Raw genomic sequence first — 18,750 nt, forward strand, 5'->3', positions numbered from 1 at the left:
AGTCCGGGTCGTCGGGGCTCGACGGCTTCGTCTGCTCCCCCGCCTGGACACGCTTGTAGTGGTTGTAGACGGCGACGGCCAGCGCACGCTTGGCGGCGTCCTGGCCGATGACGTACTGCTCGAGGAACTCGAAGATCTCCTTGGGCTTGGGCAGCTCGGTGAGGCCGAGCTCGGTCGCCTCGGCGAGCTCCTCCTCGATGATCTCGTTGCACAGGTCGATGCACTCGTCGCAGATGTACACCCCGGGGCCCGCGATGAGCTTCTTGACCTGCTTCTGCGACTTGCCGCAGAACGAGCACTTCAGCAGGTCGGCGCCGTCTGAGATACGAGCCACTACGCGTCTCCTTGTCCCGGTGCCGTGACCTCCGGCCGTCGGGACCGACGGCGCGGGGCCCGGTCACAGCCGAGCGAGTCCTGCTCCCCATTCCACACCACGGGGCCCTCGTTGTCAGGTGGGCTCCCCGTACGGGGCCCAACGTGTCGCGCCGCCGTCCCCCGGTGGGGTGCGGCGGCGCGGCACGTGGTCATGTTGTCGGCGATCGTCAGGGCTTGTTGATCGCGACGGGCTTGCGGCTCTCGAGGACCTGGTCGACGAGGCCGTAGTCCTTCGCCTGCGCGGCGGTGAGGATCTTGTCGCGCTCGATGTCCTGGCGGACCTTCTCGACGGGGTTGCCCGAGTGCAGTGCGAGGGTGTCCTCGAGCCACTCGCGCATGCGGATGAGCTCGTTCGCGTGGATCTCGATGTCGGACGCCTGCGCGTAGCCGCCGCCCTCCATCGCGGGCTGGTGGATGAGGACGCGGGCGTTCGGCAGCGCGAGGCGCTTGCCCGGCTGGCCTGCGGCGAGCAGCACTGCGGCGGCGGACGCGGCCTGGCCGAGGCACACCGTCTGGATCTGCGGCTTGATGTACTGCATCGTGTCGTAGAGCGCCGTCATCGCGGTGAAGGACCCGCCCGGCGAGTTGATGTAGAGGATGACGTCGCGGTCGGGGTCCTGGCTCTCGAGCACGAGGAGCTGGGCCATGACGTCGTCCGCGGACGCGTCGTCGACCTGGACGCCCAGGAAGATGATGCGGTCCTCGAACAGCTTGGTGTAGGGGTCCTGGCGCTTGAAGCCGTACGCGGTGCGCTCCTCGAACTGCGGGAGCACGTAGCGGGCCGACGGCGCCCCACCCGGCAGCGCGATGCCGCCCGGACGGGCGCCCGCGCCGGCGAGGCGCTGCGCGGTGGACAGGTACTGGGACTCGGCGCTGAAGCTCACGGGTTCTCCTCGGGTGAAGTCTGGGGTCCGGTTGCGGGTCAGGAGGCCGTGGTGCCGCCGCCGCCGGTGACCGACGAGGCGTTCGTGACGACGTGGTCGACGAAGCCGTACTCCAGCGCCTCCTCGGCCGTGAACCAGTTGTCCCGGTCGTTGTCCTTGATGATCTGCTCGAGCGGCTTGCCGGTCTGCTCGGCCGTCAGCTCGGAGAGCACCCGCTTCATGTGCATGATGAGCTGCGCGTTGATGCGCACGTCGGTCGCCGTGCCGCCGATGCCCCCGGACGGCTGGTGCATCATGACGCGCGCGTGGGGCGTCGCGTACCGCTTGCCCTTGGTGCCCGACGAGAGCAGGAACTGCCCCATCGAGGCCGCCATCCCCATCGCGATGGTCGCGACGTCCGGCTGGATGTACTGCATGGTGTCGTAGATCGCCATGCCGGCCGTGATCGACCCGCCCGGCGAGTTGATGTACAGCCAGATGTCCTTCTCCGGGTCCTCCGCTGCGAGCAGCATCATCTGGGCGCAGATCGCGTTCGCGTTCTCGTCGCGCACCTCCGAGCCGAGCCAGATGATGCGCTCCTTGAGGAGCCGGTTGTAGATGGAGTCGTTGAGTCCGAGGCCAGGACCGTCCGCGCGGTTGACCGGGGCCGTCGCGTCGGACGGCAGGTACAGCTCGTTCACTTCCATCTCCTTCGTCGCTCCCGCGGGTCGAGCCCGCCTGCGCTGCCTTGGTCGGCTCTCGGAGCGGTGCCCGAGGTCCGGCCGTGCTGCAGTGACCCTAACGCGGTCCACGCCCGCCGTTCGTCCCGATGAGGCCGGTTTTCGCTGTCGGCGCACGAGGCGTCGTCGGTCCCCCCGGTACGACGACGGCCCGCACCCTCGGCGTGAGGGTGCGGGCCGGCGTCGATCTGCCTGGGTGGTGCGTCAGGCCTTGGTCGTGTCCTGCGCGTCGTCCTCGACCGGCGCGTCGGCGGCGGGCTCCGCGGAGTCGTCCACGAGCGCCTCCTCGACCGGCTCGGCCGCGGCCGCCGCGACGTCGGCCGCCTCGTCCGCGGCGTCCTCCTCGTCGGAGCCGATGAACTCGGTCAGGTCGACGACGTTGCCCGCCGCGTCCTTGACCTCGATCTGGCGCAGCGCGACGGCGAGCGACTTCGAGCGCGCGACCTCGCCGACCATGGCGGGGATCTGCCCGCCCTGGTCGAGCGACTGGATGAACTGGTTCGGGTCCATGCCGTACTGGCGCGACGCGCTCACGAGGTACTCGAGGAGCTCGTCCTGGGCGACCTTGATCTCGAGCTGCTCGGCGAGCGTGTCGAGGAGGATCTGGTTGCGGATCGCGTCCGTCGCCTCGACGGTGACCTCGGCGCGGTGCTCGTCGTCCTCGAGCCGGCCCTCGGACTCGAGGTGACGGTGCACCTCGGCCTCGACGACGCCCGACGGGACGGGGATCTCGACCGCGCCGTTCAGCGCCTTGAGCAGCTCGTCGCGCGCCGCGACGGCCTGGTTCGACGTCTTGGTGCTCGCGACCTGCTCGCGCAGGTCGGACGTCAGCTCGTCCAGGGTGTCGAACTCGGACGCGAGCTGGGCGAAGTCGTCGTCGGCCTCGGGGAGGTCGCGCTGCTTGACCGAGGTCGCCGTGACGGTGACCTCGGCGTCCGCGCCCTCGTGCTCGCCGCCGGCGAGCGGTGCCGTGAACGTGGTGGTCTCGTCCGCGGACAGACCGGTGAGCGCCTCGTCGAGTCCCTCGAGCATGTTGCCCGAGCCGATCTGGTAGCTCACGCCGGAGACCGAGTCGACCTCCTCGCCGTCGACGACGGCCTTGAGGTCGAGCACGACGAAGTCGCCCTCGGCCGCGGGGCGGTCCACGCCGACGAGCGTGCCGAAGCGCTCGCGCAGGGCGTCGAGGCGCTCGGCGACGTCCTCGTCCGTGACCTCGGCCGCCTCGACCGTGACCTCGAGCGAGTCCAGCGCGGGGAGCGTGATCTCGGGACGGACCTCGACCTCGGCGGTGAAGGCCAGCTGGCCCTCACCGGCCTTGGCCGGGATCTCCGTGACCTCGACCTCGGGCTGACCCAGCGGGCGCAGGCTCGCCTCGCTCGCGGCCTGGCGGTAGAAGCCGGAGAGCGCGTCGTTCACGGCGTGCTCGATCACGGCGCCCCAGCCCACGCGCTGGTCGATGACGCGCGCAGGGACCTTGCCCTTGCGGAAGCCGGGGATGTTCACCTGCTCCGCGATGTGCTTGTAGGCGTGCTCGACGCTCGGCTTGAGCTCGTCGTACTCCACCTCGACGGTCAGCTTGACCTTGGTGGGGTCCAGGGTCTCGACGGCGCTCTTCACTTCGATGATCTCCAACTGATCGGGGCGGGCCGGCGTGCGGCCGGGGACGACACCGTGCGGGTCGCGCGAACGGTTCCGGCACGGAGGGGGCACGCACGCGGACGTACGGGCAACCGTCCCATCGTACGGGAACGGTCAAGGCGACGACGTCGCACGCAGTCGCGGGCGCTGCACCACGAGCAGGGCGGCGGCGGCGACCACCCCGGCCGCGACGAGCGTCGGCCATCGCAGTCCGACCGCGCCGAGCAGATCCAGGACGATCGCCATGACCATCTGGCCGGACACGACGGTCAGCGTCAGGACGAAGGTGCCCAGGTGCCGCACCGCGAACGCGGCGGCGACGGTGATGAGGGTGCCGAGCGGACCGCCCAGGTAGAGCCACCACCGCGGCGGGAGGTCCACGCCGTCGAGCACGCCGAACGGGACGGCGAGCGCGCACGCGGCCGAGATGCCGACGAGACCGCCGGTGACCGAGGTGAGGGTCGCCAGGACCGGGTCGCCCGTCAGCTGGGTCACCCGCCCGTTCCCGGCCTGCTGCCCGCACAGCACCGCACCGCCGACGAACAGCGCCGCGCCGGCGACGACGACGGCCCAGCCGCCGCCACCCCCGGAGGCACCACCGAGCACCGCGACCCCGAGACCGGCGAGCGCCAGGAGGCCGGCCGCCACGCGTCGCGGGGTGAAGCGGATCGGGGCGGGCACCCCCACGCCCCGGGCGTCGAGCGTCAGACCGGCGACGGTCTGGCCCGCGACCGAGCAGACGGTGGCGATCGCGACGCCGACGATCGGCACGCCGGCGGCCATCGCGACCACGACGGGCACGCTGCACAGCCCGACCGCGAACCACCACCAGGCGGCCGCGGCGCGCAGCACGGCCAGCGTCGCGCGCACGCGCCGTCGGGCGACGACCAGGAGCACGGCCGCCAGCAGGGTGCCGGCGTAGGAGAGCCACGCGGCGACGAGCGGGCCTGCGCCCGCCGAGGCGAGGTCTCCGTTGAGCCGGCCCTGCAGCGACAGGAGCGCACCGCTGCCCGCGGCGACCAGCGCGGCGACGGTCGCACGCGACGCCGGGGTCGTGCTCGGCACGCGGGCCTCTCTGAACTTCATGGTCGGGGTGACAGGATTTGAACCTGCGACCTTCCGCTCCCAAAGCGGACGCGCTACCAACCTGCGCCACACCCCGCACGCCCGTCGGGACGGGCGAGCATCGGCAAGTGTACTGGTGGGACGGGCGGCCGCGGACGACGGGTCACGCGACCTCGGGCGTTTGCTAAGGTTGCGGCCGCAGGTCGGCGGCACTCGAAGATCCGTGGCTCCCTCGAGGGAACCGGGTCGCGTGCTCGACCGACCCGCGCGGGCGTAGCTCAATGGTAGAGCCCCAGTCTTCCAAACTGGCTACGCGGGTTCGATTCCCGTCGCCCGCTCTCAGACGACGCACCTCGTCCCTTCCGGGCGCCTCGCACCGCGCGAGGCGCCCGTTCGTCTTCCTGGGCGGACGGGCGTTGCGGGTACGCGACGCGGACCGATAGCCTCAGCTCACGTGCCGGTCGCCTCTCCCGATCTTCGGGGCTCCGGCGGCACGACGACCAGGAGGAGCGAGGAATGACCGCCACGAGCGCGCGTCCTGCATCGCTGCACCGCGCCGCGTCGCGCACCTCCTGTTGTCGCTGTCTCGGCTGTCGCTGACGACCGCCCCGCGCAACACCCCCTTCGCACGAGGCCCGCGCGCCACACGTCGGCCCAGAGCCGTGGGGCGTCCGCGCGAGACCGTTCTCGTCTCGCCCGCGCGCCCGCCCCGCGACTCGACCAGACTCGGCGAGGGGCCGTGACCTCGGGCGCACCCCCTCGAACCCCCGATCGGCACCCCCACCCGGCTCACCAGAGCCGTCGACAGAAGAGGAAGACATGGCACGCATCTACGACGACGTCACGAAGCTCGTCGGCAACACCCCCCTCGTGCGTCTCAACAAGCTCACCGACGGCGTCGACGCGACGGTCGTCGGCAAGCTGGAGTTCTACAACCCGGCGAACTCCGTCAAGGACCGCATCGGCGTGTCGATCATCGACGCCGCCGAGGCCGCGGGTGCCCTGAAGCCGGGCGGCACGATCGTCGAGGCGACGTCGGGCAACACGGGCATCGCCCTGGCGATGGTCGGTGCGGCCCGTGGCTACGACGTCGTCCTGACGATGCCGGAGACGATGTCGAAGGAGCGCCGCGCGCTGCTGCGCGCGTTCGGTGCGGAGCTCATCCTCACGCCGGGTTCCGAGGGCATGAAGGGCGCCGTCAACAAGGCCGACGAGATCGTCGCCGAGCGCGAGGGCGCGATCCTCGCGCGCCAGTTCGCGAACGAGGCGAACCCCGAGATCCACCGCCGCACGACAGCCGAGGAGATCTGGGCCGACACGGACGGCGAGGTCGACATCGTGGTCGCCGGCATCGGGACGGGCGGCACCATCACGGGCGTCGGGCAGGTGCTCAAGGAGCGCAAGCCCGGCGTGCAGATCATCGCGGTCGAGCCCGAGGAGTCCGCGATCCTCAACGGCGGCGCGCCCGGCCCGCACAAGATCCAGGGCATCGGTGCCAACTTCGTCCCCGAGATCCTCGACACCTCGGTCTACGACGAGGTGATCGACGTCAACGCGGAGACGGCCGTGGAGTACGCGCGCCGGGCCGCCAAGGAGGAGGGCCTGCTCGTCGGCATCTCGTCCGGCGCCGCGATCGCCGCGGCGCTGCAGGTCGCGAAGCGGCCCGAGAACGCCGGCAAGCTCATCGTCACGATCATCCCGTCGTTCGGCGAGCGCTACCTGTCCTCGATCCTCTACGCGGACCTGCTGGACTGACGTGTCCCTCCCGCAGACGCACCGCAGGACGGCCGGCTCCCGGCTGCGCCGGTTCGTGCGCGTGCTCGACGAGGACCTCGAGGCGGCCCGGCGGCGCGACCCCGCGGCGCGCAGCCGCCTCGAGGTCGCGCTCGCCTACCCGGGGGTGCACGCCGTGTGGGCGTACCGGCTCGCGCACCGCATGTGGCGCGAGCCGCTGCTGCGCCTGCCCGCGCGGCTCGTGTCGCAGCTCGCGCGGGCGGTCACCGGCGTCGAGATCCACCCCGGCGCCCGCATCGGGCGGCGCCTGTTCATCGATCACGGCATGGGGGTCGTCGTCGGCGAGACGGCGGTCGTCGGGGACGACGTCGTCCTGTTCCACACGTCGACGCTCGGGGGGCGCTCGATGAAGCGGGGCAAGCGTCACCCGACGCTCGGCGACCGGGTCGTCGTGGGCGCCGGCGCGAAGATCCTCGGTCCGGTGTGGGTGGGCGACGACGCGCAGGTCGGCGCGAACGCCGTCGTCGTCAAGGACGTGCCGGCGGGCGCGGTCGCGGTCGGCGTCCCGGCGACGATCCGCATGCCGGCCACGGCACCCGCCCAACGCGAGACCGTCGAGGATCCCTCGCTGCTCATCGAGTACGTGATCTGACCGCACCGCACGCCCGATCGGCTAGGGTGGAGCGAGCGGTACCCGAGACGCCGCGTACCGGATACCCCCCTGCCCGGTGCGCCGGCCTCGGGTACCGCGCTCACGCGCCGCGACGACCGCCGTCGACGGCGGCACCGGACACCTCGACGAGGAGGAGCGCGCATGCGCCTCGGCATCCACACCGGCTACTGGTCGGCTGGCCCCCCGGAGGGGATCGAGGACGCCGTCGTCGCGGCCGACCGCGTCGGCGTCGACTCGGTGTGGACGGCGGAGGCCTACGGCTCCGACGCCTTCACGCCGCTCGCGTGGTGGGGCGCCCGCACGTCGCGGATCCGGCTGGGCACAGCAGTCGCCCAGATCTCCGCGCGCACCCCCACGGCGACGGCTATGGCCGCCCTGACGATGGACCACCTGTCGGGCGGCCGGTTCGTCCTGGGCCTCGGCGTGTCCGGCCCGCAGGTGGTCGAGGGCTGGTACGGGCAGCCGTACGCGAAACCGCTCGCCCGCACGCGCGAGTACGTCGACGTCGTCCGGCAGGTGCTCGCCCGTGAGGCGCCCGTGACGTCGCCCGGCCCCCACTACCCCCTGCCGCTGTCCGAGGACGCCGGGACCGGGCTCGGCAAGGCGCTGCGCTCGACCGTGCATCCTCTGCGAGCCGACCTGCCGATCCACCTCGCCGCGGAGGGGCCGAAGAACATCGCGCTCGCGGCCGAGATCGCCGACGGCTGGCTCCCGCTGTTCTACTCCCCCCGCATGGACGCCTCGTTCCGCGAGCTCCTCGCCGACGGGTTCGCGAAGCGGTCGCCCGAGCGGTCGCCCGTGGCCGACTTCGAGGTGAGCGCGACCGTCCCGGTCGTCGTGCACGAGCACGTCGAGCGCGCCGCCGACCAGGTGCGCCCGTTCCTCGCGCTGTACGTCGGCGGCATGGGGGCGAAGGGCGCGAACTTCCACCGCGACGCGCTCGACCGCCTCGGGTACTCGGACGCGTGCGACGAGATCCAGGCGCACTACCTCGCCGGGCGCAAGGATCTCGCGGTCGCCGCGGTCCCGACGGCGATGGTCGAGGACGTGGCGCTCGTCGGGCCGCCCGAGAAGATCGCGCGCGACCTCGACGCGTGGCGCGAGACCGCGGTCACGACGCTCCTCGTCCAGGGCGACGCGACCGCCGTCCAGACGCTCGCGCCCCTCCTCGCGGCACCGTCCCCCCGCTGACCCCTGCTCGTGGCGTCGGACGTCGCGTGGCTCAGGCGTCGATGCCGGGGAACCAGACGGCGCGGCGCAGGTCCACGCGGCGACCGTCGCGCGACAGCGGGCACCCCTCGGCGCGCAGCTCGGTGAGCGCCGCGTCCAGGTGGTGCGCGGGCGGCGACCCCGCGGCGTTGACGACGCGCCACCACGGGACGGGTGCGCCGTCGTCGTCCACGCCGGACGACCCCGCGAGCACCTGACCCACCTGCCGCGGCCCGCCGCGGTGCAGGTCCTCGGCGACGATCTCCGCGACGAGCCCGTACGTCATGGCCCTCGCGGCCGGGATCCGGCGCACGAGCGCGAGCACGGCACCCGCGTACTCGGCCGCCGCCGCGGTCGGGTCGGGTGCATCGGTGCGTCGTGCGACAGGCCGTCCCATAGGGACAGACTGTAGAGCGCACGCGGGGTGCGGTCGGCGGCCCGACGTGTCGGGGCCAGATTGTCCTGGCGCCTCGTGCGGGGAGCGGCCAGGATCGGGGCATGAGCGACCAGCACCCGACCACGGTTCTCGCCGACCGCCGCGAGCCCGCCCGCCTGCCCGACGGCTACGAGCTCGTCCCGCTCACCGCCGACGACCTGCGCGACGTGCTCGACCTCAACACGACGACCTTCCCGACCGCGATCGATGTCGACGAGCTCGTCGACCTGCCGATGCCGCTCACGTGGGACCGAACGCTCGGTGTCGTGCGCGAGCACGAGGACGCCGACTCGCTCCCTCTCGACGGGAGCCTGCCGGTCCAGCGGGACCTCGTCGCGATGCACGCGTCGTACCCCTTCTCGCGCTTCCCCGTCCCGGGCGCGACGGCACCCGTCGCCGGGCTCACATGGGTCGGCGTGCACCCCGGGCACCGCCGTCGCGGGATCCTGTCGGCGATGATCGACACGCACCTCGCGCGGTGCCGCGAGCGCGGCGAACCGCTGTCCGCGCTGTTCGCCGCGGAGGCGGCGATCTACGGGCGGTTCGGGTACGGCAAGGCCGCCGACGACGTCCGGCTCACCGTCCCGCGCGGCGTCGCCCTGCGCGACGTCCCCGGCGCGGAGCGGCACACCGTGCGCATCGAGCGCGCCGACCGCGAGCGCCACGGCGACCTCGTCGCGTCGCTGCACGAGCGCGCGGGTGCCGACCCGACGGGGCAGGGCACGGGGATCAACCGGCCGGGCTGGGCGTCGCGCGAGACGGCCGAGCTGCAGGCGTCGTCCTGGGACGACGCGAAGGTGTGGCGCAAGGACCGCGAGGCGACGCGCATCGCGATCGTCGAGCTCGACGGCGAGCCGCGCGGCTACGTGCGCTTCCACCGCAAGCTGTCGTGGGAGGCCACCGGGCCGCGCGGCCCGGTGAGCGCGGGCGAGGTCGTCGCGCTCGACGCCGCCGCAGCGCGCGCCCTGTGGGGCGTGCTCACCGACCTCGACCTCACGCACGAGGTCACGCCCTTCATCGTCCCGGTCGACGACGTCGTCACGAGCCTCATGGTCGACCCGCGCTCCGCGGCGCCGCGCCTCGCGGACAACCTGTGGGTGCGCGTCGTGGACGTCCCCGCGGCGCTCGCCGCGCGCCGCTACGCGGCGGACCTGGACGTCGTCCTGCACGTGACCGACGATCGCCTGGCGGACAACGCCGGGCACTGGCGCGTGCGCGCGACCGCGTTCGGCGAGGCGCACGCCGAGCCGACCGACGACGCCGCGGACCTCTCGCTCGACGTGCGCGAGCTCGGCGCCGCCTACCTCGGCGGGACGTCGCTCGCAGCGCTCGCCGCGGCGGGCCTCGTCACCGAGCACTCGCCGGGCGCGCTCGCGCGGGCGAGCGCGGCGTTCGGCTGGCCGGTCGCGCCCGTGTGCAGCTGGGTGTTCTGAGGGTCAGGCCTGGCAGACGCCGCACCAGTAGAGGGTGCGAGCGGCGAGCTCCTTGACGAGGACCGGCGTCCCGCACACGCGGCACGGCAGGCCGTCGCGGTGGTACACGTAGAACGCCTCGTCGGCGGGCACCGCGTCAGGTGCCCCGTCGGTGTTCTGCCGCACCCGGCGCCGGTCGGGCGCGCCCTCGACGCGGGGCGCGACGCCGTCGCGGTGCTCCGGGCGCGTCGTGACGATCGCGCCCGTGCGCGTCCCGTCGCGCATGAGAACGACGAGGTCTTCCCACAGCGCGCGCAGGTCGTCGGCGGGCACGTCGCGCCCGGGGCGCAGCGGGTCGAGGCGGGCGCGGAAGAGCGACTCGGCGCGGTAGATGTTGCCGACGCCCGCGACGACGTCCTGGTTCATGAGCAGGAGGCCGACCGGGCTGCGCGAGCGTCGCACCCCGGCGACGAACGCCTCGCGCGGGTCCGGCTCGCCCGGCACCGGCTCGCGGATCGGGTCGGGGCCGAGGCGGCCCTCGACCGCGCGCTTCTCCTCGCCCGTGACCACCTCGCACGCCGTCGGGCCGGTGAGGTCGGCGACGGCGTGCTCGCCGACGAGCCGCACGCGCACTGCGCCGTGCGGTGCCGGGGGCGTCCAGGCGCCGTCGGCCCCGACCGTGACCCCCGGCCCGGCGGGGACCGTCTCGCGCTCACCGATCCGCCGGCGCGGCGCGCCGATCGCGTGCACGACGGCGGTGCTCGCGTCCCCCGCGAACGTCCACGCCCCGTAGAGGCCGAGGTGGACGCGCAGCCAGCGCACGTCGTCGCCGACCGGCGCGGCCACGGCGCCAGGGCCCGCGGCGGCCCCCGACGTGGCGAAGCCGAGGAAGAGCTGCTTGCCCCACGCCTCGCTCGCGACGAGCACGTGGCCGTCGAGCAACGCGGCACCGGCGGCGAACCTGCCCTGCGGGCTGCTCACTGCGAGGCGCTCGCCGACGAACAGCTCGCCGAACGCCCGCGCGAGGCGGTGGACGGTGTGACCCTCGGGCACGTCAGGCCGAGGTGCCGCGCGCCGCCTCGTACGCCGCGAGCTGGTTGATGCGGCGCTGGTGGCGCTCGTCGTCGCTGAACGGCTCGGCGAGGAACGCGTCGACGAGCTCGACGGCCTCGTCGACGGAGTGCTGGCGCGCACCGACCGCCACGACGTTCGCGTCGTTGTGCTGGCGCCCGAGCCGCGCCGTCTCGAGGTTCCACGCGAGCGCGGCGCGCACGCCGTCGACCTTGTTGGCGGCGATCTGCTCGCCGTTGCCCGACCCGCCGATGACGACGCCGAGCGATCCGGGCTCCGCGACGACCGCCTCGCCCGCCGCGAAGCAGAACGACGGGTAGTCGTCCTGCGCGTCGTACGTGTGGGCGCCGTGGTCGACGACGTCGTGGCCCGCGGCCTCGAGGTGCTCGACGAGGTGGGTCTTGAGCTCGTAGCCGGCGTGGTCCGCGGCGAGGTGAACGCGCATGCGCCCATCATGCCGCAGGCGGGGGCCTCGACGTCGGGCCGAGGCCGTAGCCTGAGACGCATGACACAGACCTCCCCTCTGTCCACGTCCGTCGACCCGGGCGAGCCGCGCTCCGGCATCGACCTCGAGGCTCTCGACCCCGCGACCCGCCCTCAGGACGACCTCTACCGCCACGTCAACGGCCGGTGGCTCGCGACGCACGAGATCCCCGCCGACCGCGCCATGGACGGCGCGTTCCGCGCGCTGCACGACCAGGCCGAGGTGCACGTGCGCGAGATCATCACCGACCTCGGGGAAGCGGTCGCCTCCGGCGCCGAGGACGTCGGCGCGGACGCCGCGAAGGTGGGCGCGCTCTACGCGAGCTTCATGGACACGGACACCATCGAGGCCCTCGGCACCACGCCGCTGCAGAGCGACCTGAGCCTGATCTCGCTCGCGACGACGCAGGCCGAGCTCACCGGCGCGCTCGGCGCGCTGCAGCGCACGGGTGGCGCCGGGGCGGTCGGGTTCTGGGTCGACAACGACGCGAAGGACCCGGAGCGCTACGTCGCGTACCTCTACCAGTCCGGGCTTGGCCTACCGGACGAGGCGTACTACCGCGAGGACCAGTACGTACCCGTGCGCGAGAAGTACGCGCCCCACGTCGCGCGCATGCTGACGTTCGCCGGCGTGACCGCGGAGACCTGGGGCGCGGCGCCCGAGGAGGCCGCCGAGCGGATCCTGGCGCTGGAGACGAAGCTCGCCGCGAAGCACTGGGACGTCGTGCGCGACCGCGACGCCGACCTCACCTACAACCCCCGTACGCTCGCCGCGCTCACGGTGGAGGCGCCCGGCTTCGACTGGCGGGCCTGGGTGCTCGCGCTCGGTGCGCCGCAGGGCTCGCTCGACGACGTCGTCGTGCGCGAGCCGGACTTCGCGCAGGGCTTCGCCGAGCTCTGGGCGAGCGAGCCGCTCGAGGACTGGAAGCTCTGGATGGTCTACCACCTGGTGAGCGCCCGGGCCCCGTACCTCACGGACGAGCTGGTCGAGGCGAACTTCGACTTCTACGGCCGCACGCTGTCGGGCGCGCAGGAGGTGCGCGAGCGCTGGAAGCGGGGCGTCTCGGTCGTCGAGGGCGCGCTGGGCGAGGCCGTGGGCGCGCAGTACGTGGCGCGGCACTTCCCGCCCGCGCACAAGGCACGCATGGAGGAGCTCGTCGCCTACCTCGTCGCCGCCTACCGCGAGTCGATCTCCACGCTGGACTGGATGACGGCCGAGACCAAGACCAAGGCGCTCGCCAAGCTGGAGGCGTTCACGCCGAAGATCGGCTACCCGGTGAAGTGGCGCGACTACTCCGCGCTCGTCGTCGAGCCGGACGACCTCGTGGGCAACGTGCGGCGCGCGCACGCGTTCGAGCAGGACCGCGAGCTGGGCAAGATCGGCAAGCCGCTCGACCGCGACGAGTGGTTCATGACGCCGCAGACCGTCAACGCCTACTACAACCCGGGCATGAACGAGATCGTCTTCCCCGCCGCGATCCTCCAGCCGCCGTTCTTCGACCCCGAGGCCGACGACGCGGTGAACTACGGCGGCATCGGCGCCGTGATCGGCCACGAGATCGGTCACGGCTTCGACGACCAGGGCTCCAAGTACGACGGCGCGGGTCGGCTCGAGGACTGGTGGACCGCCACGGACCGTGCGGAGTTCGAGAAGCGCACGAAGGCGCTCATCGCCCAGTACGACGTGTTCCGCCCGGCGCAGCTCGGCGAGGACGGCCCGCACGTGAACGGCGCGCTGACGATCGGCGAGAACATCGGCGACCTCGGCGGGCTCTCGATCGCGCTCAAGGCCTACCGCATCGCACTCGGTCGCCCCCTGGCCGAGGCGCCCGTGATCGACGGCCTCACGGGCATCGAGCGCGTGTTCCTCGGCTGGGCCCAGGTGTGGCAGTCGAAGGGCCGCGACGAGGAGGTCGTGCGCCGGATCGCGACCGACCCGCACTCCCCCAACGAGTTCCGCTGCAACGGCGTGGTCCGCAACGTCGACGAGTTCTACGAGGCGTACGGCGTCGGCCCCGACGACGCGCTGTACCTCGCTCCTGAGGAGCGCGTGCGCATCTGGTGAGACGGGCGAGGGCCCGTGGCGGACCGACGTCCGCCATGGGCCCCCGCTGTTTCGGGCGTCAGAGCGTGCGGATGCCCGCCCGGGCGATCGTGAACCCCTCGCCGGTGGCGTCGTCGCGGCACGTCATGCCGGTCTCGGCACTGTCGCACGTGTAGCCGCCGACGGCTTTCGACGAGCCGTAGGCGAGGATCGCGACGTCCGCCGTGGCAGGCTGCGGCTGCTCCGCCGCGGGGACGCACGGCGTGGAGACCCCGGCGTCGTCGAGCACGACGCGGTAACCCTGCGTGCCCTCGCACCCGTCGACGGGTGCCGGCTGGGTCGCCAGCTGGGCGATCTCGCACGTGACGCCGACGTCCGTCACCTCGCACGTGATGTTCCGCGACTCGGACGCGAACGTCTCGGAGACCGTCGGCTCCGCGTCGGGTGTCTCGCCGGTCCCCTCGGTCGCGGTCGCGGCCGGCGGCGTCGTGCCCTGCGCGGCAGGGTCGTCCTTGTCGTCCCCGCCGAGGAGCGAGATCGCGAAGACCACCGCGCCGATGACGAGCAGCACGTCGACCACGATGAAAGCGATCCAGCCCGGGCTCAGCCGGTCCGACCCGCGGCCGCCCCGACGCTCTCCTCCACCGCCGCCACGGCTCGCCGGCGGCCGGGTCGTCCCCGAACCGCCCGCACCACCGGGCGCGCGAGCCGCCGGAGCCGCTGCGGCGGCGGGCGGGTGGTAGGCGGGCTGCGTCGCGGGAGCCTGCCCGGAGTACGAGGCCGCGGGCGCTGCGTAGCCGTTCGGCGTGTGCTCGGCGGCGTACGCGGGCCGGCTCGCAGCAGACCCCACCGGAGCTGCGGTCGCGAACCCGTTCTGCTCCGTGGCGTACCGGACGCGCTGCGGCGGCGCCGGGTAGGCGGTGGCGGACGGCGCTGGCACGGCGGGTTGCGCGGCGGTCGGCAGCTGCGTGACGGCGGTGACGTGCTGGACGGTCGTCGGCTGGAAGGCGACGGCCGGCGCGACCACGGTCGGCTGCCCGTCCGCGGGGGTGGCGCGGGACGCCGGCGCCTGCTGGGCCGTCGGGCCCGACGTCGGTGCGTACGACGGCGGCGGCCCCGCCTGGAGCGAGGGCGCCGGCGGGTACGTGACGGTGTGCTGGGCGTCGTCCCGGCCGCCCGCGAACCCCGGCACGCCACCGGGCGGCGGCGGCGGGGGTGGCACGGGTACGTTCGGGGACATGCTCGGCTCCTCGCGGGCTCCTCGTCGGTCTCGCCCGGTGCGACCGGGCGGCGGGGCCCCTGACAGCGCCCGCAACCTGACGAAGCATGGCACGACGCACCCGTGCGGGTCGAACCCCGCGGGGTCGGACGTCAGTCGAAGACCGGCCCCTGGGTGCGCGTGCGCTTCATCTCGAAGAAGCCCGGCGTGCCCGCGACGAGGACGCACCCGTCCCACAGCCGACCTGCGGCTTCGCCCTTCGGCGCGGGCGTCACGACGGGACCGAAGAACGCCGTGTCGCCGAACGCGACGACGGGCGTGCCGACGTCCTCGCCCACGCGACCGATGCCCTCGGCGTGCGACGCGCGCAGCTGCTCGTCGTACGCGTTCGAGCGTGCGGCGTCGGCCAGGGACGCGGGCAGCCCGACCTCGGCGAGCGCCTCGGCCAGCACGGCGTCGTAGTCCTCACGGCCGCCCGGGTGCAGACGCGTGCCGATGGCGTCGTAGAGGGGCTTGACGACGTCGTCCCCGTGCTCGACGCGTGCCGCGGTGACCACGCGCACCGGCCCCCACGCCTTGTCCATGAGGTCGCGGTACGTCGACGGCAGCTCGCGGCCCTCGTTGAGCACCGCGAGGCTCATGACGTGCCAGCGCACCGTGACGTCGCGCACCTGCTCGACCTCGCCCATCCAGCGACTGGTCATCCACGCCCACGGGCACACGGGGTCGAACCAGAAGTCGGCGACGCGCACGTCGTTCTCGGTCGCGGTGGTCTCGGACGTCGCGGTGAGGGTCACGGGACGGATCTCCTTCGTCGTGGACGGCCGGTGAGCCGGTCCGCCGGTCGGTGCGGCGCGGTGCGCCCGGGGCACATTCCCCCTGAGTCTCGACGCTGCGCGGAGGCAGCGTATTCCCGGGAGCGAGCGCGGGCGTGCGTGGGATGATCGTCCGTGGCCCACAGGCCGCCGTCGAGGCCGGATCAAGGCCCGACCCGAGACCGAGGAGATGCAGTGCCCGGAGAGAACCTCACCCGTGCCGAGGCGAGCGAGCGCGCGGGGATCGTCGGCGTCCAGTCCTACGACGTCGCGCTCGACCTGACGACGGGCGCGACGACGTTCGCGTCGACGACCGTGGTGCGGTTCACCGCGACCGAGGGGGCGAGCACGTTCGTCGACCTCGTCGCGCCGGGCGTGCGCGAGGTCGTGCTCAACGGTCGGTCGCTGGACCCGGCGGACGTCTTCGCGGACTCGCGCATCGCGCTCGACGGCCTGGCCGCCGAGAACGAGCTGCGGGTCGTCGCGGACTGCGCGTACACGAACACGGGCGAGGGCCTGCACCGGTTCGTCGACCCGGTCGACGGCGAGGTGTACCTCTACACGCAGTTCGAGGTACCGGACTCACGCCGCGTCTTCGCGGTGTTCGAGCAGCCCGACCTCAAGGCGACCTTCGCCTTCACGGTGACGGCGCCCGCCGCGTGGCAGGTCGTCAGCAACCAGCCCACCCCCGAGCCTGAGGCACTGGGGACGACGGCGGACCCGACCGGGACCGGCGCGGGCGACGTCGAGGTCGCGCGCTGGGCGTTCGAGCCGACGCCGCGCATCTCCTCCTACATCACCGCACTCGTCGCCGGGCCGTACGTCGTCGAGCGGAGCGAGCTCACGTCGTCGGACGGACGCACGATCCCGCTCGGTGTGTTCTGCCGCGCCTCGCTCGCGGACCACATGGACGCCGACTACGTGTTCGACAAGACCCGCGAGGGCTTCGCGTTCTTCGAGAGCGCGTTCGAGCACCCGTACCCGTTCGACAAGTACGACCAGCTCTTCGTGCCCGAGTACAACATGGGCGCGATGGAGAACGCCGGGTGCGTGACGTTCACCGAGACGTACGTGTTCCGCTCCAAGGTCACCGACGCCGTGAAGGAGCGGCGTGTCGTGACGATCCTCCACGAGCTCGCGCACATGTGGTTCGGCGACCTCGTCACCATGAAGTGGTGGAACGACCTCTGGCTCAACGAGTCGTTCGCGGAGTACGCGTCGACGCTCGCCACCGCCGAGGCCACCGAGTGGACCGAGGCGTGGACGACGTTCACCGCGATGGAGAAGTCGTGGGCCTACCGCCAGGACCAGCTCCCCTCGACGCACCCGATCGTCGCGACGATCAACGACCTCGAGGACGTCTTCGTCAACTTCGACGGCATCACGTACGCCAAGGGCGCGTCCGTGCTCAAGCAGCTCGTCGCGTGGGTCGGCCAGGAGCAGTTCCTCGCGGGCGTCGCGGCGTACTTCCGCAAGCACGCCTGGGGCAACACCGAGCTGCGAGACCTCCTGGTCGAGCTCGAGGCCACGAGCGGGCGCGACCTCACCGAGTGGTCGGCCAAGTGGCTCGAGACGGCCGGGGTGAACACGCTGCGCCCCGAGATCGAGGTCGACGCGCACGGTCGCGTCGTGTCGTTCGCCGTGCTGCAGTCCGCCACCGCGGACCACCCGACGCTCCGCCCGCACCGGCTCGGCATCGGCTTCTACGACCTGGTCGACGGCGCGCTGACGCGGGTGCACCGCGCCGAGGTGGACGTCGACGGCGCGCGGACCGACGTGCCCGAGCTACTCGGTCTCGACCGCCCCCAGCTCGTCCTGCTCAACGACGAGGACCTGGCCTACGCCAAGATCCGGCTCGACCCCACGTCCTTGCAGGTGGCCGACGAGCACCTCGCGGACCTCACCGACCCCCTCGCGCGATCGCTCGTGTGGGGGTCGGCATGGGACGCGACGCGCGACGGCGAGACGCCCGCGAGCGACTACGTCCGGCTCGTCCTCGCCAACATCGCGCGCGAGACCGAGTCGACGACGATCCGCACGACGCTCAACCAGCTCGCGCTCGCGGTGAAGTCCTACGTGACGCCCGAGCGACGCACGGAGACGCTCGAGCACGTCGGCGACGTCCTGTGGTCGCTCGCCCAGGAGGCGACGGCGGGTTCCGACCTGCAGTTCCAGCTCGTGAAGTTCTTCGCCCACCTCGCCTCCACGCCCGCCCACGGTGCCGCGCTGCGCTCGCTGCTCGACGGCTCGGCCGCGCTCGACGGGCTCGAGATCGACACCGACCTGCGCTGGGAGATCCTCGAGGGCCTCGTGCTGCTCGACCTCGCGGCCGACGACGAGATCGAGGCGACCCTCGTCGAGGACTCGACGGCGACCGGTCAGCAGTCGGCCGCGCGCGCCCGCGCCACCGTCCCGACCTCCGACGCCAAGCGGGCCGCGTTCGACCGCCTCGTCGGCTCGGACGACGCACCGAACGCGATCGTGCGCGCCACGACCCTCGGGTTCCAGCACGTCAACGACCCCGCGTCGCTCGCCCCGCTCGTCGGCGCGTACTTCGACGCGCTCCTCCCCCTGTGGGACGAGCGGTCGTACCACATCGCGGAGGCGCTCGTCACGGGCCTCTACCCGGCGCCGCTCGCCAACGCGGCCCTGCGCGACTCAACGCAGGACTGGCTCGACGCCAACGCCGACGCGGCCCCCGCGCTGCGCCGACTGGTCGTCGAGAACCTCGCCGGCGTCGAGCGCGCCCTCACCGCCCAGGCCGCCGACGCCTGACCCGGTCGCCCGTCGGCGCACCGTCGGTCCGCCGACGGTGCGCCGGGCGGGGCCGGTGCGCCGGGCGGGGCCGGTGCGCCGGGCGTGCCGTGGTCGGGTCCGCGGGTGGAGCGGCGTCGGTGCTCGGGCTGGGTCGGGCGATTCGTGGTCGGGTCCGCGTGCGGGGCGGCGTCGGTGCTCGGGCTGTCCGCGCCGTCA

Annotated in this window: 16 protein-coding genes and 2 tRNA genes; 7 read left to right on the plus strand and 11 right to left on the minus strand. The window is 73.1% G+C overall.

All coding sequences use genetic code 11. The features are described from left to right. The 6 genes from AC4H2H_RS18920 to AC4H2H_RS18945 form a co-directional block, all read right to left on the minus strand. A partial coding sequence (locus AC4H2H_RS18920) for a ClpX C4-type zinc finger protein (protein ID WP_494372379.1) occupies nt 1-334 on the minus strand: 334 nt, incomplete at its 3' end. Nucleotides 335-542: 208 nt separating this feature from the next. Then, nucleotides 543-1,259, minus strand: a complete 717-nt coding sequence (locus tag AC4H2H_RS18925) for an ATP-dependent Clp protease proteolytic subunit (RefSeq protein WP_494372380.1) — start codon at nt 1,257-1,259, stop codon at nt 543-545. A 38-nt stretch (nt 1,260-1,297) separates the two neighbouring features. Then, entirely contained in the window at nt 1,298-1,945 is a 648-nt protein-coding gene (locus tag AC4H2H_RS18930) for an ATP-dependent Clp protease proteolytic subunit (protein WP_494372381.1), read from the minus strand. A gap of 237 nt (nt 1,946-2,182) precedes the next feature. Then, nucleotides 2,183-3,595 (minus strand): trigger factor, encoded by a 1,413-nt coding sequence (gene tig, locus AC4H2H_RS18935; RefSeq protein ID WP_494372382.1) that lies wholly within the window; start codon nt 3,593-3,595, stop codon nt 2,183-2,185. Between the two features lie 135 nt (nt 3,596-3,730). Further along, a complete protein-coding gene (locus AC4H2H_RS18940; protein WP_494372383.1) occupies nt 3,731-4,702 on the minus strand; it encodes a DMT family transporter in 972 nt (323 codons plus the stop codon). Continuing rightward, a tRNA-Pro gene (locus AC4H2H_RS18945) sits at nt 4,702-4,778 on the minus strand. The genes AC4H2H_RS18940 and AC4H2H_RS18945 overlap by 1 nt, the downstream gene beginning before the upstream one ends. 170 nt (nt 4,779-4,948) lie before the next feature. Here AC4H2H_RS18945 and AC4H2H_RS18950 point away from each other — a divergent pair. The 4 genes from AC4H2H_RS18950 to AC4H2H_RS18965 all read left to right on the plus strand — a co-directional run bounded on the left by AC4H2H_RS18950 (nt 4,949) and on the right by AC4H2H_RS18965 (nt 8,279). Then, nucleotides 4,949-5,019, plus strand: a tRNA-Gly gene (locus AC4H2H_RS18950). Nucleotides 5,020-5,500: 481 nt separating this feature from the next. Further along, nucleotides 5,501-6,436: a cysteine synthase A gene (cysK, locus tag AC4H2H_RS18955; RefSeq protein ID WP_494372384.1), complete on the plus strand. Its 936-nt coding sequence runs from the start codon at nt 5,501-5,503 to the stop codon at nt 6,434-6,436. 1 nt (nt 6,437) lies between these two features. Continuing rightward, nucleotides 6,438-7,067 (plus strand): serine O-acetyltransferase, encoded by a 630-nt coding sequence (gene cysE, locus AC4H2H_RS18960; RefSeq protein WP_494372385.1) that lies wholly within the window; start codon nt 6,438-6,440, stop codon nt 7,065-7,067. Between the two features lie 162 nt (nt 7,068-7,229). Then, the gene (locus AC4H2H_RS18965; protein ID WP_494372386.1) at nt 7,230-8,279 is read left to right on the plus strand and encodes an LLM class F420-dependent oxidoreductase; all 1,050 of its coding nucleotides are present in this window, start codon (nt 7,230-7,232) and stop codon (nt 8,277-8,279) included. Nucleotides 8,280-8,310: 31 nt separating this feature from the next. Here the strand turns inward: AC4H2H_RS18965 and AC4H2H_RS18970 are convergent, their stop codons facing one another. Then, nucleotides 8,311-8,694, minus strand: a complete 384-nt coding sequence (locus AC4H2H_RS18970) for an MGMT family protein (protein WP_494372387.1) — start codon at nt 8,692-8,694, stop codon at nt 8,311-8,313. A 101-nt stretch (nt 8,695-8,795) separates the two neighbouring features. On the opposite strand from AC4H2H_RS18970, the gene AC4H2H_RS18975 reads away from it, so the two are divergent. Continuing rightward, nucleotides 8,796-10,166 carry a GNAT family N-acetyltransferase gene (locus AC4H2H_RS18975; RefSeq protein ID WP_494372388.1) on the plus strand — a complete coding sequence of 457 codons (1,371 nt, stop codon included), beginning with the start codon at nt 8,796-8,798 and terminating at the stop codon, nt 10,164-10,166. Nucleotides 10,167-10,169: 3 nt separating this feature from the next. Here AC4H2H_RS18975 and AC4H2H_RS18980 read toward each other — a convergent pair whose 3' ends face one another. Together AC4H2H_RS18980 and AC4H2H_RS18985 are read right to left on the minus strand one after the other, a co-directional pair. After that, complete coding sequence (locus AC4H2H_RS18980; protein WP_494372389.1) at nt 10,170-11,198, minus strand: Fpg/Nei family DNA glycosylase; 1,029 nt, start codon at nt 11,196-11,198, stop codon at nt 10,170-10,172. 1 nt (nt 11,199) lies between these two features. After that, on the minus strand, nt 11,200-11,661 hold the full coding sequence (locus AC4H2H_RS18985) for a ribose-5-phosphate isomerase (RefSeq protein WP_494372390.1): 462 nt from the start codon (nt 11,659-11,661) through the stop codon (nt 11,200-11,202). A gap of 60 nt (nt 11,662-11,721) precedes the next feature. Between AC4H2H_RS18985 and AC4H2H_RS18990 the strand changes: the two genes are divergently transcribed. Beyond that, nucleotides 11,722-13,764: a M13 family metallopeptidase gene (locus AC4H2H_RS18990; RefSeq protein ID WP_494372391.1), complete on the plus strand. Its 2,043-nt coding sequence runs from the start codon at nt 11,722-11,724 to the stop codon at nt 13,762-13,764. 58 nt (nt 13,765-13,822) lie between these two features. Here the strand turns inward: AC4H2H_RS18990 and AC4H2H_RS18995 are convergent, their stop codons facing one another. After that, on the minus strand, nt 13,823-14,983 hold the full coding sequence (locus AC4H2H_RS18995) for a hypothetical protein (RefSeq protein ID WP_494372392.1): 1,161 nt from the start codon (nt 14,981-14,983) through the stop codon (nt 13,823-13,825). A gap of 131 nt (nt 14,984-15,114) precedes the next feature. Further along, the gene (locus tag AC4H2H_RS19000) at nt 15,115-15,759 is read right to left on the minus strand and encodes a mycothiol-dependent nitroreductase Rv2466c family protein (protein ID WP_494372393.1); all 645 of its coding nucleotides are present in this window, start codon (nt 15,757-15,759) and stop codon (nt 15,115-15,117) included. A 213-nt stretch (nt 15,760-15,972) separates the two neighbouring features. On the opposite strand from AC4H2H_RS19000, the gene pepN reads away from it, so the two are divergent. Next, nucleotides 15,973-18,552 (plus strand): aminopeptidase N, encoded by a 2,580-nt coding sequence (gene pepN / locus AC4H2H_RS19005; RefSeq protein WP_494372394.1) that lies wholly within the window; start codon nt 15,973-15,975, stop codon nt 18,550-18,552. Nucleotides 18,553-18,750 lie beyond the last annotated feature (198 nt).

The sequence above is a fragment of the Cellulosimicrobium sp. BMG9.22 genome, from assembly GCF_059159975.1.

Bases quoted from the DNA above. Each gene is read 5' to 3' on its own strand.
- AC4H2H_RS18930 (WP_494372381.1), bottom strand. From the start codon at position 1,945: ATGGAAGTGAACGAGCTGTACCTGCCGTCCGACGCGACGGCCCCGGTC.
- AC4H2H_RS18940 (WP_494372383.1), bottom strand. From the start codon at position 4,702: ATGAAGTTCAGAGAGGCCCGCGTGCCGAGCACGACCCCGGCGTCGCGT.
- cysK (WP_494372384.1), top strand. From the start codon at position 5,501: ATGGCACGCATCTACGACGACGTCACGAAGCTCGTCGGCAACACCCCC.
- AC4H2H_RS18965 (WP_494372386.1), top strand. From the start codon at position 7,230: ATGCGCCTCGGCATCCACACCGGCTACTGGTCGGCTGGCCCCCCGGAG.
- AC4H2H_RS18970 (WP_494372387.1), bottom strand. From the start codon at position 8,694: ATGGGACGGCCTGTCGCACGACGCACCGATGCACCCGACCCGACCGCG.
- AC4H2H_RS18975 (WP_494372388.1), top strand. From the start codon at position 8,796: ATGAGCGACCAGCACCCGACCACGGTTCTCGCCGACCGCCGCGAGCCC.
- AC4H2H_RS18985 (WP_494372390.1), bottom strand. From the start codon at position 11,661: ATGCGCGTTCACCTCGCCGCGGACCACGCCGGCTACGAGCTCAAGACC.
- AC4H2H_RS18990 (WP_494372391.1), top strand. From the start codon at position 11,722: ATGACACAGACCTCCCCTCTGTCCACGTCCGTCGACCCGGGCGAGCCG.
- AC4H2H_RS18995 (WP_494372392.1), bottom strand. From the start codon at position 14,983: ATGTCCCCGAACGTACCCGTGCCACCCCCGCCGCCGCCGCCCGGTGGC.